The organism is Streptomyces lomondensis, from assembly GCF_014651035.1.
GTDB lineage: Bacteria > Actinomycetota > Actinomycetes > Streptomycetales > Streptomycetaceae > Streptomyces > Streptomyces lomondensis.
The window spans coordinates 242,444-256,873 of record NZ_BMWC01000004.1 but is presented as its reverse complement, the minus strand read 5'-3'; the positions used below and the strand labels follow the sequence as shown (position 1 = coordinate 256,873).

The window sequence follows — 14,430 nt, the reverse complement described above, 5'->3', positions numbered from 1 at the left end:
GTGGTGGTCGTCTGTGGTGAGGCCGGCTGCGGGCTGCTGCCTGCGGTGTCCACCGTTCGACGGTACGCCCGCCTCCCGGACCTCACCACTCGATCAACGTCAGCCTGTGCGGCCCCCTTTAGTGGCGGCGGACGACCGAACTGAAATTCACGACATATGCGGCGATAATCCGTTCTAGGAGGTGCAGAGGACCGGAGCATGCCGGAGCGGGTACGGGGGCCGCACAGCCGAGTGGGAGCGACATTGATCCGCGTTCTTCTCGTCGAGAACACCCGCCTGGTGCGGGGAGCGTTCGCCGCTCTGCTGTCGCGTGAGGACGACATCGACGTCGTCGCGGAAGCCGAGGGCAACGGTGAGGTTCTCGCCCGTGCCCTGTCCTGCCGCCCGGACGTGGTCGTGATCGACGTGGACTCCCGGGAGGGCGAGGAACTCGCCGCCACAGGCGAGCTGAGGGCCCGGCTCCCGGACTGCCGGATGCTGCTGCTGATGGCCTCGACGACACCCGAGCGGTTGCGCCGCATGCTCGATCTGCATGCCGCCGGCGTCATCTGCACCAACGCCCCGGCCGACCGTCTGGTCCACGGGGTCCGCAAGCTGGTCAGGGGGCAGCGGTTCATCGACCCGGAGTTCGCGCTGGTCGCGCTGGACGCGGGAGAGAACCCGCTGACGCCGCGCGAGGTGGAGGTGCTGCGGCTGGCCGCCGACGGCACCCCCACGCGGGACATCGCCGAGCGGCTGTCGCTGTCCGTGGCGACGGTGCGCAACCACCTGTCCGCGATCACGCGGAAGACGGGGGGACGTAATCGGATCGACGCGATCCGGATCGCCCGGGAGTCCGGCTGGGTGTGAGGCGGCCTCTGCCGCGTCCCTTCCGGGATGTTCGCGCGCGTCCCGAGATGCGCTGCGCGGTCATCCGCAGCGCCGCGGCCATCCCGGTGCGCGCCATCGCCCCGGCCGTCGGACGCGCCGGCCGGTCACCGCTGCCCGGGGCGGCGCCGGCCGCGCCCCAGTGGCCGACCAGGTCGCGGTAGAGCGAGGACGCGGCCATCAGCTGCTCGTGGGTGCCGAGGGCGAGTCGCGTGCCGTCCATGACCAGGACGCGGTCGGCCCGCAGCGCCGAGCTGATGCGGTGGGCCACGACGATCAGGGTGCCCGGGCCGCGGGCGAAGGCGTCCTCGGCGACGGCCTCGGCGAACGGGTCGAGGTGGCAGGTCGCCTCGTCCAGCAGCACCAGCCGGGGCGCCGGGAGCAGGGCGCGGGCCAGGGCGACGAGCTGCCGCTCACCGGCCGAGAGGCGCCGCGGGTCCAGGGGCGCGTCGTAGCCGCCGAGGCGCTCGACGAGGGGCGCGGCCCCCACGGCACGCACCGCCGACTCCACGTCCGCCCGGGGCGCCCCGGGGGCCAGGTAGGTGAGGTTCTCCGCCAGCGTGCCGGCGAAGACGTACGCCTCCTGGGGGATCAGGACGCGGTGCCGGGCCAGACCCTCGCCGCGGCCGACCAGAGCACGGACGGGCAGGTCATCGAGGTATACCTGCCCGGCCTGCGGTTCGAGCACCCCGGCGATCAGGGCCGCCAGGGTGGACTTCCCCGCGCCGCTCGGGCCGACCACGGCGAGGTGCTCACCAGGCCGCAGGAGAAGGTTCACATCGCGGAGCACCGGGTCCGCGGACCGCGCGTAGGCGAAGGTGAGACCGCGCACCTCCACGCGACAGGCACCGGGCCGGGCCACGGACGGGCCGGCCTCGCCGGCTTCGCGCCCCCCGGGCCAGGACGCGGCAGCGCCCTGCGCCTGCTCCGGACGGGACGCCGCGGCATCGGACGCCCCGGGCCCGGACGCCGTCACACCCCGCGCCGACCCGGGACGGGACCCCGCAGCACCGGACTCCACGGCGTCGGACGCCGTCACACCCTGCCCCGGCCCGGGGCGGGACTCCGCTGCGACCTCGGCCATCCGGCCGACGGTGACCAGGAGCCACAGTCCGCTGCTGCCGAGGCCCTGCACGAAGCCCTGGAGGGCCGGCTGGAGGGCCTGGGAGACGTAGGTCACCGCGCCGAGGATCGCCCCCGCCGTCACGCCGTTGCGCACCAGCCAGGGCGCCGCGACCAGGATGAGCAGCAGGGGCACCCAGCCGCTGATGCCCAGCGCGGCGGTCCGTACCGCGGTGAGCCGGGCCAGCGACAGGGTCGCCCGTGCCGCGTCGTCGACGTGCGCGCCCGCCGCCGCCCCCATCCGGTCCTCGGCGCCGCAGGCCACCACGTCCCGCAGCCCGCCGGTCAGGTCGCCCGCGGTCCCGGCGACGCGCTCGTCCGCCAGGATGACCTCCCGCTGACGCGCGGCCATCGCCCGCAGCGCCGCGGCGAACAGGGCGAGCCCGAGCAGCAGCGGAGGCAGCACGAGGGCGACCAGGACGATGAGGCCGGCCAGGCCCAGCAGCACGCCGACCGCGGTGACCAGGAAGCCCTGGACGAACAGCACGATCGCGCCGTAGGCGTCCCGGGCCCGTTCCACGTGCTCGGTGAGCCGTGCCACTCCGGCGGTGTCGGCCGGCTCGCCCAGGCGGGCGGACCGGTGCAGGGTGCCCTCGGTCACGAGGGTGGTCAGCTCGTCGCGGAAGGGTTCGATGAGCGCGGCGAGGCCGAGCACGGCGTGCCGGGTCGCCCAGGCTCCGACCACATAGGCGGCCGCCAGCGCGCCCAGCCAGAGGAAGCCGGTGGCCGGCCGGTCGGCGAGAAAGCCGCGGTCGACGGCGCGGGCGACGAGCCACCCGGAGAGAAAGGCGGGCACGGCCTGCACCAGCGACCAGGCCACGAGCCGCCCGTACTCCCGGCGCCGGCGGCTCAGCGAGGAGCGCAGGATCTGGACCGAGCGCCGGCTCACCGGGCACCCCCCGCGCCCGTACGGACCGGCGTCCTGGTCACGGAGAGCGGCTGGAACGCCGCCCGGTACTCGGGATCCGCCCACAGGCCGCGATGCGTCCCCCGGCCCCGGACGCCGCCGTCGGCGAGCCAGACCACGAGCTCCGCCCGGTCCGCCGTGGAGGCCCGGTGGGTCACGATGAGACGTGTGCGGTCGGCGAGCGCGCCGGTGAGCACCTGGCTGATGTGGTGCTCGGTCACGGTGTCGAGGCTGGCGGCGACGTCGTCGAGGATGAGCACCCGCCCGGCCTGGACGAACGCCCGGGCCAGCCCGACCCGTTGCGCCTCCCCGCCGGAGAGCGGGGTGTCGGCGACACGGCTCGCGTAACCGGCGGGCATGCGGCGGATGAACCCGTCGGCCCGCGCGGCCCTGGCCCGCGCCGCCAGCTCCCCGGGGGACGGGGAGCCCGACCCGAACCCGATGGCGTCGGCGAAGGTCTCGCCGAGCAGCACCGGGCGTTCGAAGCCGTACGCCACGGCACGCCGCAGCTCCTCGCGGGCGAGGCGGCGCAGCGGCACGCCGTCGAGCAGGACCTCGCCCTCGTCCGGGTCGACGAGGCGCCCGGCCAGCGCGGCCAGCAGCGACTTGCCGGCCCCGGAGCGGCCGACGACGGCGACGAGGGCGCCGCCGGGGATCGTCAGGTCGAGGTCGTTCAGGACGGGGCCGTCCGCGCCCTGGACGGTCACGCCCCGGAACTGAAGCCGTCCGGGGCCTTCGGGGAGTCGCTCGCTGCCGTACGCCATGGCTGGTTCGGCGATCACCTCGGCGACCCGAGCGGCCGCCGCGCGGGCCTGGGCCAGTTCGTTCAGCGAGGACATCACGCCGCCGATACCGGCCGCCATGATCACGTACTCGCTCGCCGCGAGCACCTCTCCGGGCGTGATGCGCCCCTGGGTGAGCCCCAGACCGGCCACCGCCAGGACGGCGACCACGAGCAGCGGGACGACCAGGTCTCCGCGTGCCGAGATCCGCGCGAGGGCGTTCCACATGCCCAGTCCGTGCCGGTGCACCTCGGGAAGGGGCGCGAGGACTCGCTGGGCCTCGCGGTCGAGGGTCCCCGCCGCGGTGATCGTGCGGATGCCGCCCAGGGCGTCGACGAGCCGTGCGGCGATGGTCCCCTGCACCCGGAAGTAGCCCTCGCCGGCGTCGGAGATGTCGCGCAGGAAGGCCCGTACCAGGAGAACCAGGATCGGCATGCCCGCGAGGAAGGTGAGGCACAGCCAGTAGTCGATGAGCGCCAGGGCGACGATCGCGCCGAGCGGGGGGACGACGCCCATGACGATCCACACCAGGCCGGACGCGGCGTCCCCGGTCCGGGCGGAGTTGCCGACCAGCCGGCTCACCAGGTCTCCCGGCGTGAACCTGCGGGTGGCCCGGGTGCCCAGCGCCAGCACGTGCCGCAACAGGGTGTGCCGCAGCCAGGCGGTCGACCGGGCCTCGGCCGCCTGCCCGACGAGATCGTCCACGGCGTCGACGGCCACCAGGACGAAGACCAGCACGCCGCTCAGCGCGAGCCATCGCGCCACGTCACCGTGGCCGAGGACGGCGTCGAGGGTGCGGCCCATGACGGCCGGCAGCGCGAGGGTGGCTCCGGTGAGCAGCAGGGAGGTGAGCACCGTGACGCCCACCCAGACGCCGCCCCGCCGGGCCGAGGCCAGCAGCAGGCGGTCCGGCGCGCGCAGGCTCATGGTTCCTCCCGGCCGTCCCGTGGTGCGGGATCGAGGGAAACAGTTCGAGGGAAACAGGTGGGCGGGGACGCGCTGGGCGCCCCCGCGTCGCGGGTCACTTGCCGCGACACAGCAGCGCACTGAGGTTGCTGGCGCCACCCGCGCAGAGCGTGACGCTGAGCCGGCTGTGCCGGCCCTTGCCGCCCTTGCCTCCGCCGTAGGAGACGGTGGGGTCCATGGCCTGGAGCTCCAGGAGTGTCATGAGGGTTCACCTCCTCCCTGACCTCGTGGGGACGGGGAAACATGGCCGTGCGGCGCGTTCCGCCGCTCGCTGGGAGCGAGGAACGGCAGCCGTACGGGGCTGGTGTGCAGCGCGGAGCCGAGGGCGAGCAGGACTCCCGCGCTGCCGGTGGACAGGTCGGTGGAGAGCCGCATCAGCTGCTCGCCCGGGAAGGCCAGGTGGCCCCGGTAGGCGAGCGCGTGGCGGGACAGGTGGCGGATGTGCGCGGCGACCACCGGGTCGCGCTGCGCGGCCGTGCCCGGGGGATGCGGCCGGCTGAGGCAGAGGATCATTCCCGCCATGCCCTGGAAGAGCCCCGACTGGATGTAGAACCGCCCCCTGGCCGCCGTGCGGATGGCGGCGGACGCCGCGCGGAAGGCGTCGTCCTGGCGGTGGGCCAGGTAGTCGTCGAGCACGAGGCCGATCCCGGCGCTGCCGGTCCCCAGGTACGGCAGGGTCCGCCAGCCCTCGTCGACCTCCAGGGACCCTCCCTCGCGGGTGACGCAGCGGCGCAGGTCCTGCCGGAGTGCCGTGCCGGCCAGGTCGAGGAACTCCGGGTCGCCGGTGTGCTCGTACAGCCGCAGGAACATCAGGGCCGGTCCGGTCGAGCCGTGCAGCAGCCCGGCTTTCGGGGTCTCACCGTCGTCGGACCCCGCCTCGTCGGCCGGTCCCAGCCGGTCGGCGACGAGGCCCGCCACCGAGAAGGCAGCGTCGCGGAACGCGGGGTCGCCGGTGGCCGCCGCGAAGTGCTGGAGGTTCAGGCCGATACCGGCCAGGCCTCCGTGCAGGTCGAGCCCCAGTTGCTGCCACTGCTCGCCCAGGCACATGTCGAGGACCTTCGTCGCCTCCTCGCGGTGGCCGAGGTGGCCGAGCGCGTACGCGACGCCGTGCAGGCCGTCGTAGAGGCCGAGGCGCGCCCCGGGCTCGGGGTGCAGGGCATGCCGGACGAGCCACTCCTCGTGATCCGGGTGGCGGCCGGCGCCGACCGTGTCCAGCGCGTACAGCACCCCTGCCGCGCCGTGCGCCAGGCCCAGGCCCCCGCCCGGCACGGTGAACTGCTCGACGTCCCCCGGGAAGAGCCGGTCGTCACGGTCCGGTGTGGCGGCCGCCAGGATGGCGGCGGTCATGGACGCGCGGACGCGCACCCAGCTCTCGTGGTCCGGTTCCAGCCGCCGCGGCGCGCCGGAGGCCGCCCGTACGCCGGCGCCGTCCCCGGTGATCACCCGTACCGCGTCGTCGAAGAAGCCCGGGGGGACGGGGAAGATCCGGGCTGCCTCCTCGGCGAGCTGCCGTGCCTTCCCCGCGTCGAGCGGGAACAGGTTGGTGAGCGGCAGGAAGAGGAAGAGACGCAGGCAGGCCATCGCGTCGCGGTCGATGTCGGCACCCGTCAGGTCGCGCGGGACCGCGAACCCGGGGGCGGCGAGGCGCTGGCTTGCCCGGTCGGTCACGTCCGCGACGCCCTCGAAGTCGATCAGTACGAGACGGCCGTCGGGGCGGACCAGCATGTTGTCGGCGTGGAGGTCGCCCACGATCAGGCCCCTCGCGTGCACGGCGGCGACGGCGCGCTCGGCCTGGTCCAGCATGTCCAGCCCAGGCGGTGTGGCCCGCGGTGTCCATGTCGCTGCTCTCCGGCAGGACGAGGGGACAGCGTTCGACGAAGAGGCTGTTGAGCGTGGGTCCCTCGACGAACTCCTCGACCAGGAAGTGGTGCTCCCCCAGGACGAAGTGGTCGAGCAGGGCGGGCACGCAGTCGAGCCCGCCCAGTCGTTCGAGGGCGTCCCGCTCGCGGTGCTGCCTGGTGACCGCGTCGGCGCCGTCCAGGGTGAGCCCGGCGTACGGCCGGGCCTCCTTGAGCACGACCCGCTGCCCGGTCCGCAGGTCCTGGCCGGCGTAGAGGCCACCCCCGTTGGAGAAGTGCAGGGCGCTCTCGATGCGGTAGGGCAGGTCGGCGACGGTCGTCCTGTTGCGTTCGGCCAGGTGGGGTTCGAGGAAGGCGGGCAGGGTCACCCAGTCGGGCACCCGGAACACCGGTCCGCGCACGTCGGGCACGAGCCGCCCGGACGCGTCCTCGATCGCCGGCACCAGCTCGCCGTCGGGCGCCACACAGGTCCGGACGGCGAACCCCCCGTACCGGACGTACAGCGGTCCGTCACCCCAGCGCAGGTCGCTGAGGATGTACGGGCCCGGACGACCCGCCACGACGGGGCCCAGCTCGTGGAGGACCGTTTCGAGCTGGGCCTCGTCCGCCGGGTAGATCGTCACGAACTTGCCGCTGGATCCGCGGGGGGCGTACTTCGCGTTGGCGAGGAGGAGGTGGTCCTCGCTCGGCAGGAATTTGAAGGCGATACGACGGGGGACGCAGTAGTCCCATACGGCGGTCAGGACGTCCCGCGCCGTGCCGAGCGAGGCCGACACGTGGATCTTCCAGCCCTGCGGCGGAAGCACCAGGCCGTCGGGGGTGAGAACCACCCAGCTTTCCAGATCGGACCGGACCCACCCGTCCGGGGCCGGACATCGCGCCAGTTCGAAGCTGTCGCTCTGCCCTTTGGCACGCGCGGGCGTGTCGTAGAAATCCGGGTCCATGAGGCAGAACGCCTCGTAGCGCATGTCCACGGGAGTCTCCCGGGTCTCTGCCGATGGGCTCGATGCCCGCGAGGGGCTCGATGCCGGTAAGGCGGATCCATGGCTCCTGAGATGAGTGGAGCCTTCTGGACTTCGTGGGGGGAACGTTCACCCGGGGTCACTACCGAGGATTGCAGAGTCGATCGCCGCGGAACACCTCCGTTTGTCACGCGTGCGGCGGGAGATCGTCACCCCGGGGCCGGGAGAAACGGCGATGCGCCCCGGGTGTTTTCGACCGGGTCCGCGGTCAGCGCCCGCCGCGGATCAGCCCCGTCAGATAGCGCCACAGCGAGGAGCGCTGCCGGGCGGACTGGTCCGGCAGGACCTCCTCGGCCACCCCCGGCACGGGGTCGTCCACCATCGGCCGCGCGGGCGGCGCCGAGGCCAGGGCGTACCGCACGGGCAGCGAGCGCAGGCCGCGCATGAACGGCGAGGACCGCCACGGCAGTTGGTCGGCGGGCAGGGCGAGGTCCAGGTGGGAGAACCGCTCGAAAAGACGCCCCACACCGGCCGCCGCGACCGTCGAGGCTAGCTCCCGCGCCGGGCACTGGCGCGGGCCCGCGCCCCAGGACAGGTGCGCCCGGGTGCTGATGGTGGTGCCGGAGGCGACGTGGTCGGCGAAGAGCGGGTCGGCGTGCGCGGCGGCCGAGGAGACCCACACCGGGTCGCCGGCCCGGATCGTGTAGTTGCCGAGCGGGGTGTCCCGGGCGGCGAAGCGCGGGACGAAGTTCACCAGCGGCGGCTTGCGCATGACCACCCGGTTCATGGTCTCCCTGACCATCCCGGCGGACAGGCTGGCGCGCACGCTGCTCTCCCCCGAGATGACCTCGACCACGGTGTTGGAGATGAGGATGCCGACGTGGTCGGAGGTCATGCCCAGCAGCATGAACAGCTCGCGGGCCAGGTGGTCGAGCGACAGGCCCGGGTGCGCGGCCAGCAGGTAGGAGGGGAAGTCGTCGCCGGGCTTCTCCAGCTTCAGCGCGGCCAGTTCGGCCAGCGTCGCCAGCAGGCGCTCCAGCGCTGCCTCGGCGTCCGGGCCCGCGTCGAGCACGCGCCACATGTCCATCAGAGCGTCGTCGCCCTGCGAGCCGGGGAAGCCGAGCAGATGGCTGGCCACCATCAGCGGCAGCGGCCGGGAGAACTGCGCGGACAGGTCGGCCACGCCCGTCCTGCCGCCCTGCCCGACCAGCGTGATCAGCTCGTCGGCGTAGGCGGTGACGGCGGACTTCAGGCGCTTGGCCTGGGGGTGGCGCGGGTCCTGGAAGGGCTTGAGGGCCACGTCCCAGGCCGTGCGCAACGGGCGGTATCCGGGGCCGCCCTGGATCAGGATGTGGTTGACCTCCAGGGACGGTCCGAGCGGCCAGTCGGCCGGGACCCGGCCCTCGGAGCGGGCCCGCCAGTTCTCCAGCCCCTTGGGCCAGCCGTCGTCGTCCTGGAGCACCTGGAGCGCCTCGCGGTAGCCGAGGACCAGCCAGGCGGGCACCCCCAGCAGGTCGACCGGCGCGACCGGGCCGTGCTGCTGCCGCAGCCGCTCGTACACGAGCGCGGGACGCGTCTCGTAGTCCCGGGTCAGCAGCGGTTGCGGACTCAGCGCCTCCAGCCGCGTGTCGTCCAGGTCCACGGATCCGCCGTCAGCCCACTGGGATTCCATCGTCTTGCCACCCTCCGACACGCCCTGTACCGGCACACCATCAGTCGGTAGCCGGAAACGCTCGGGACCCTACCCCAGGCGGAACGCACGGGTAACGAGGGGGGTGGGTGAGAGGACCGGCCCGGTCGCGTATCAGGGCGCGGCGTAGCCGAGTTGACGCCGCATATAGGGCGTCATGAGGGTCTTCGCCTTGGCCAGGGTGGTGGTGCGGCTGCCCAGGACCGCGGACTCGCCGCCTGGTACGGGCAGCACGGTCAGTCCGTCGGCCGGGCCGAACGGCACGATGAGCGGGGTGCGGTGCATCTGGCGGTAGAGGCGCGGCTCCTTGCGGTGCCTGCCCGAACTCTGGAGGTAGGCACGGATGTTGTGGGCGGCGAGGTCCGCCTGGGCGAGGGCGGCGGGGGTGATCTTGAGTTCGCTGACGTCGTTGACGTCGCCGACGGCGAACACGTCGAGCTTCCCCTCGACCCGGAGCGTCCGGTCGACCTTCACGTGTCCGGTCCCGTTCAGCCAGTCGCCGTGCCCGGCCAGGCGCAGCCAGAGCGTGTTGGGGGTGGTGCCGGTCGCCCAGAAGGACAGGTCGGCCTCGATGACGGTGCCGCGGGCGTCGCGGTAGGTGCCGAAGTCGTTGCCGGGGGACATGAAGGAGTCGAGCCGGACCTCCACGTCGTGGGACTCCAGCCAGGCGAGTGCCTTGCGTCCCGGCCGCTCGCTGCCGGTGGAGTGCAGCAGGGCCGGCCCGGAGTGGGCGAGGGTGACCCGGGCGTCCGGCCGGGCGAGGCGGATCTCGGCGCTGAGTTCGACGCCGCCGGGGCCGCCGCCGACGACGAGGACGTGCTCGGCCGTGGCGATGTTGCGCTGGTGCTCGGCGAACGACTTGGCCGCCTCCTCGGTGGTGGTGCCGGAGAAGCGGGCGGGCTCGGGGTAGTCGGCGCCGGTGGCGATGACGAGGACGTCGTACGGCAGCCGTTCGCCGGTGGCGAGGGCGACCTGCCGTTCGGCGGTGTCGATGCGGACGGCCTTGCCCGCGACCACCCGGCCGTGGTGCAGCAGCCGGTCGTACGGGATGAAGGGGGTGTGCGTCCACTCGGGCCGCACACCGGCGCGCAGCGAGGCGACGCGGTGGAAGAAGACCTCCTTGCGGTCCACCAGCGTGACCCGGGCCGTGCCGTCCAGCCGCTTCGCCAGCCGGACACCGGCGTAGCCGCCGCCGATCACCACTACGTCGCCGTCGAACACACCGAGTCTCCTGTGCCTGGTGGGGGGGTGCGAGTGCCGCCACGGACGGGCCCCGCTCGGCTCGACCCGGCGGCCACTCGACTGACGGTGACATTAGCCATTGAAAATTAAAGTGAATCTGGGATTCCGTGCACGTTCCGTGAAGACATCGGCACCCTGACCGCCCGTCACTTCCCCCAGATCTTCCGGTACGCCTCCCGGTAGCCCGCCGGGTCCCAGGTCGTGGCGCCCTCGCTGTTGTCGGCCGTGGCGATGTGGACGGGGGCCACATACCCGCTGGCGGGGCGGCCGGAGAAGGCGCGGTTGAACTCGTCGACGATCTGCCAGCCCTGGAGGGACAGCGGCTCGGGCACGGTGGCGGCCTGGTACTGCTCGCTGTCGATGCGCTGGAAGGCGGACGGGTCGCCGTCGCCGGCGCCGATGTTGAAGGGCGGGCCGGAGCCCTTCCGGCCGGCCGCGCGGAAGGCGGGTGCGGCGTCGGCGAAGTACAGGTCGTTGATGGCGACGGAGTGGGTCCACCGGTCCTGGAACCGGGAGAGCAGGGAAGAGATCTCCCGCGGGGTGCGGCTGCTCGCGTCCGGGATCGGGATGTTCTCCACCGAGAGCAGCCGCACCCCCTGACAGCTCGTCAGCTCCTTCCTGATGAGGTCGGACTTGTTCCTGGCGAAGGGGATCGAGGCGTCGGTGATGAGCACGACCCCGGCGCGGCCGTCCGAGTCGGCGATGATCCACTGCGCGCTGATGCGGGCCACGTCCTGGACGCGGGTGGTGACGTTGGTGAAGAGGTCGGGCTGCCGGCTGGGGCCGGGCTCGGGGACCGCGTGCCAGCCGATGAGCGGGATGCGCTGGGCGTTGGCCCGGGCGGCCTGCTGGGCCGTCGAGTCGGGGTCGAAGCCGCCGATGACGATGCCCGCGGGCCGCAGGGCCACGGCCTCGCTCATGGCCGCCTGGATCCCGGCCGGGGTGCCTGCGCCGTCGATCACCCGGACGTCCCAGCCGATGACCCGCGCGGCTTCCCGCACGCCGTTGGCGGCGCCCGCGACACCGGGGTTGGTCATGGTCTGGGCGACGTAGACGATCGTCCTGCGCGGCACCGCCCGCGGCCCGCTGGTGGGCCCGCCCCAGGGGATGTCGGTCCGCTCCGCCCGCGTGACGGCGGCCTGGGCCCTGGCGTGGACGGCGGGGCAGCCGTTCCGGCCGGTCGCCGTCTCGTCCGGGCCGTCCGACGAGCCGCGTTCGCAGCCGACGAGGGCGGCGGCCGTCGCCAGCAGGGCACAGCAGGCGAGCCGCGCGGTACGGACGGCGGGGGCGGCCTTGCGGGTGCGGTACACGGGAAGCTCCTGGAAGGAAGTCGGGGCGGCTCAGGGGGGTGTGCCGGCCGTGCCACCCTCCGGCGCCGCTGGGGACGGTGGCGGGGGCGGCGCGGCGGGTGTGTCGCGCGCCGCGGCACCGCCGCGCAGCCTGCGGCGGGCGGCGTATCCGGCCAGGCCGACGGCGATGAGCAGGGTGCCGCCGTGGAACAGCGGGACCGTCCAGAAGTCGGCGCCGAGCTGGGCGATGCCGGTGAGGCCGACGGCGAGGACGGCGACGGCGACGACGGTGCCGAGGGCGTTGGGCCGGCCGGGTCTGATCGCCGTGGAGCCGAGGAGGGCGCCGACGAAGGCGGGCAGCAGGTAGTCGAGTCCCACGCTCGGGTTGCCGATCTGCTGCTGGGCCGCGAGCAGCACCCCGGCGAAGCCGACGATCAGGCCCGAGGCGGCGAACGCGTAGACGGTGTACGTGCGGGTCGGGATGCCGACGAGGTCGGCCGCGCGCGGGTTCGACCCGACGACGTACAGGTACCGGCCGAGCGGCAGCCGCTCCAGCACCAGCCAGAGGACGGCCGCGAGGGCGAGCACGTAGAAGGCGGGGACCGGCAGGCCGAGGAACGAGGAGTCGTAGAGGTCGGTGAAGGCGGGCGGGAGGCCCTGGGGGCCGGGGACGATCCGGCCGCCGTCGGTGACCCAGCCGGTCACGGCGTACATCATGCTGCCGGTTCCGAGGGTGGCGATGAAGGAGTCGATCCGGCCGAACTCGACGACGACGCCGTTGAGGACACCCACCACCAGCCCTCCGGCGATCACGGTGAGGCAGGCGAGCGGCCAGGGCCAGCCCTCGTGCACCACGAGCTGCATCACCATCACATGGGCGAGGCCGAGGCCGTAGCCGATGGAGAGGTCGAAGGCGCCGGTGACGATGGGGACCATGGCGGCCAGGGCCAGGACGGCCGGGATCGACTGGCTGGACAGGATCGAGTCGACGGTGTCCAGGGTGGGGAAGGTGTCCGGCAGGGCGAGGGAGAAGACCAGCCAGAGCAGGGCGGTAAGGACGAGCAGGCCGTAGGCGCCGATGAGGTGCCCGCCCGGGCGGCCGGGGCGGCGCTGTGGCCGGGGCGGCGGCGTCATGGGCGCGCGGCGGTCGACGGGGGCAGGGCCGAGGCCGCCCGGGTGAGTCCGGCGACGGTGAGGGCGGGGCCGCGCAACTCGGCCGTCACGGCCCCGCGGACGAAGACCAGGGTGCGCCGGCACACGCTCGCGACCTCCTCGAAGTCGGTGGACAGCAGCAGGACCGCCAGGCCCGCCTCCAGCGCCTCCTGGAGCAGGCGGTGGACCGCGGCCTTGGCACCGACGTCGACGCCCGCGGTGGGCTCCTCGAGGATCAGCAGCCGCAGGTCCGTCCGCAGCCAGCGGCCGATCATGACCTTCTGCTGGTTCCCGCCGGAGAGCGTGGCGATCGGGGTCTCGCTGTCGCGGGGGCGCACCGCGAACCGGTCGAGCAAGGCGGCGGCCTGGGCGCGTTCGCGGCGGGGGCCGATCCAGCGGGGTGCCGGCCGGCCGCCCGCGCGGGGGTTGGCCATGAGGTTCTCCCGCACGGTCAGCTCGGCGAGGCAGCCCTCCCGCAGCCGGTCGCCCGGTACGAAGCCGACACCGCGGGCGACGGCCTCCGCGACCGTGCGGGGGTGGTACGGCCGCCCGTGGAGCACGGCCCGTCCGCCCAGGAGGGGCCGTGCGCCGGCCAGGGCGCGCCCCAGGTCCGTGTGCCCGGCGTCCGACAGGCCGACCAGGCCGAGGACCTCCCCGGCCGTGAGCTCCAGGCCGACCGGCCCGGCCCGGGCGGTGCGTACGCCGTCGAGGGTCAGCACCACCGGCGCGTCGGCCGGGGCCCGGGCGGGGCGGTGGGCGTCCGGTGCGGCCTCCTCGCCGACGATGTCGTGGACCAGGCGGGCGGGGCTGTGGCCGGCGAGCCGCCCGTGGCTGACGAGCCGGCCGTCGCGCAGGACGGCGAAGGCGTCGGCGACCTGGTACACCTCGTCCAGGCGGTGGGTGACGTAGAGGATGGCGTGGCCCCGGTCGCGCAGGTCGTGCAGGACGCGGAAGAGCCGGGCGCTGTCCGCGGCGGGCAGGCGGGCGGTCGGCTCGTCGAGGACGATGAGCCGCGCGCGTGCCGCGAGGGCCCGGGCGATCGCGACCAGGGAGCGGTCGGCGGGGGCCAGGTGGGAGACCGGCGCGTCGGGGTCGAGGTGCGCGGCGACGATCCGCAGGGCGGCCACGCAGCGCTCGCGGGTGCGCCGCCAGGAGATCAGCCCGCCCCGGCGGGCGTACCCGGTGGTCAGGGCGATGTTCTCGGCGACCGTCATCCAGTCCACGAGGCCGAGGTCCTGGTGGATGAAGGACATGCTCCGGGAGGCGGTATGGCCGCCGAGGGGCTGCCCGGCGACCGTGATCTGTCCCGCGTCGGCGTGGTGGACGCCGGCGAGGATCTTGATGAGCGTGGACTTCCCGGCGCCGTTGGGCCCGAGCAGGGCGAGCACGCTGCCGGCGTGGACGTCGAGGTCGACCCCGGCCAGCGCGACGGTCCCGCCGAACCGCTTGCTGAGCCCGCGGACGCGGACCAGGGGCTCCGGGCCGAGGGGCGAGGCCGCCTGCGCTGAAGTGTCGGAAGCGTCACGCACCCGAACAAATTACAGCATTTCGGACGCCTTTCAGGTGCGCTGCGCCTTCGCTGCGGCCCGCGG

9 protein-coding genes and 1 pseudogene are annotated in these 14,430 nt (G+C 74.0%); 1 reads left to right on the top strand and 9 read right to left on the bottom strand.

What is annotated here, in order from left to right; translation table 11 throughout:
- The first annotated feature begins 243 nt into the window (after positions 1–243).
- Complete coding sequence (locus tag IE255_RS16335) at positions 244–849, top strand: response regulator transcription factor (protein WP_190050989.1); 606 nt, start codon at positions 244–246, stop codon at positions 847–849.
- On the opposite strand, the gene IE255_RS39200 is transcribed toward IE255_RS16335, so the two are convergent.
- The 9 genes and pseudogenes from IE255_RS39200 to IE255_RS16295 form a co-directional block, all read right to left on the bottom strand.
- Entirely contained in the window at positions 779–2,878 is a 2,100-nt protein-coding gene (locus tag IE255_RS39200; RefSeq protein ID WP_229906435.1) for an ATP-binding cassette domain-containing protein, read from the bottom strand. The genes IE255_RS16335 and IE255_RS39200 overlap by 71 nt on opposite strands.
- A complete protein-coding gene (locus tag IE255_RS39195; RefSeq protein ID WP_229906434.1) occupies positions 2,875–4,605 on the bottom strand; it encodes an ATP-binding cassette domain-containing protein in 1,731 nt (576 codons plus the stop codon). Before IE255_RS39195 ends, IE255_RS39200 begins: the two co-directional genes overlap by 4 nt.
- 94 nt (positions 4,606–4,699) lie before the next feature.
- Entirely contained in the window at positions 4,700–4,846 is a 147-nt protein-coding gene (locus IE255_RS16325) for a SapB/AmfS family lanthipeptide (RefSeq protein ID WP_190050988.1), read from the bottom strand.
- Positions 4,843–7,477, bottom strand: a pseudogene (gene lanKC, locus IE255_RS40365) (class III lanthionine synthetase LanKC). Before lanKC ends, IE255_RS16325 begins: the two are co-directional and overlap by 4 nt.
- A gap of 256 nt (positions 7,478–7,733) precedes the next feature.
- On the bottom strand, positions 7,734–9,137 hold the full coding sequence (locus tag IE255_RS16315) for a cytochrome P450 (protein ID WP_190050987.1): 1,404 nt from the start codon (positions 9,135–9,137) through the stop codon (positions 7,734–7,736).
- Between the two features lie 132 nt (positions 9,138–9,269).
- On the bottom strand, positions 9,270–10,376 hold the full coding sequence (locus tag IE255_RS16310) for an NAD(P)/FAD-dependent oxidoreductase (RefSeq protein WP_190050986.1): 1,107 nt from the start codon (positions 10,374–10,376) through the stop codon (positions 9,270–9,272).
- Between the two features lie 167 nt (positions 10,377–10,543).
- Positions 10,544–11,707, bottom strand: a complete 1,164-nt coding sequence (locus IE255_RS16305; protein WP_190050985.1) for a substrate-binding domain-containing protein — start codon at positions 11,705–11,707, stop codon at positions 10,544–10,546.
- 30 nt (positions 11,708–11,737) lie between these two features.
- Positions 11,738–12,820, bottom strand: a complete 1,083-nt coding sequence (locus tag IE255_RS16300; RefSeq protein WP_190050984.1) for an ABC transporter permease — start codon at positions 12,818–12,820, stop codon at positions 11,738–11,740.
- Positions 12,817–14,367, bottom strand: coding sequence for a sugar ABC transporter ATP-binding protein (locus IE255_RS16295; protein WP_190050983.1), 1,551 nt, complete (start codon positions 14,365–14,367; stop codon positions 12,817–12,819). The genes IE255_RS16300 and IE255_RS16295 overlap by 4 nt, the downstream gene beginning before the upstream one ends.
- Between the last annotated feature and the right edge of the window lie 63 nt (positions 14,368–14,430).

Excerpts from the sequence above, each read along its gene's own strand:
- IE255_RS39195 (WP_229906434.1), bottom strand. The coding sequence starts at position 4,605 with ATGAGCCTGCGCGCGCCGGACCGCCTGCTGCTGGCCTCGGCCCGGCGG.
- IE255_RS16325 (WP_190050988.1), bottom strand. The coding sequence starts at position 4,846 with ATGACACTCCTGGAGCTCCAGGCCATGGACCCCACCGTCTCCTACGGC.
- IE255_RS16315 (WP_190050987.1), bottom strand. The coding sequence starts at position 9,137 with ATGGAATCCCAGTGGGCTGACGGCGGATCCGTGGACCTGGACGACACG.
- IE255_RS16300 (WP_190050984.1), bottom strand. The coding sequence starts at position 12,820 with ATGACGCCGCCGCCCCGGCCACAGCGCCGCCCCGGCCGCCCGGGCGGG.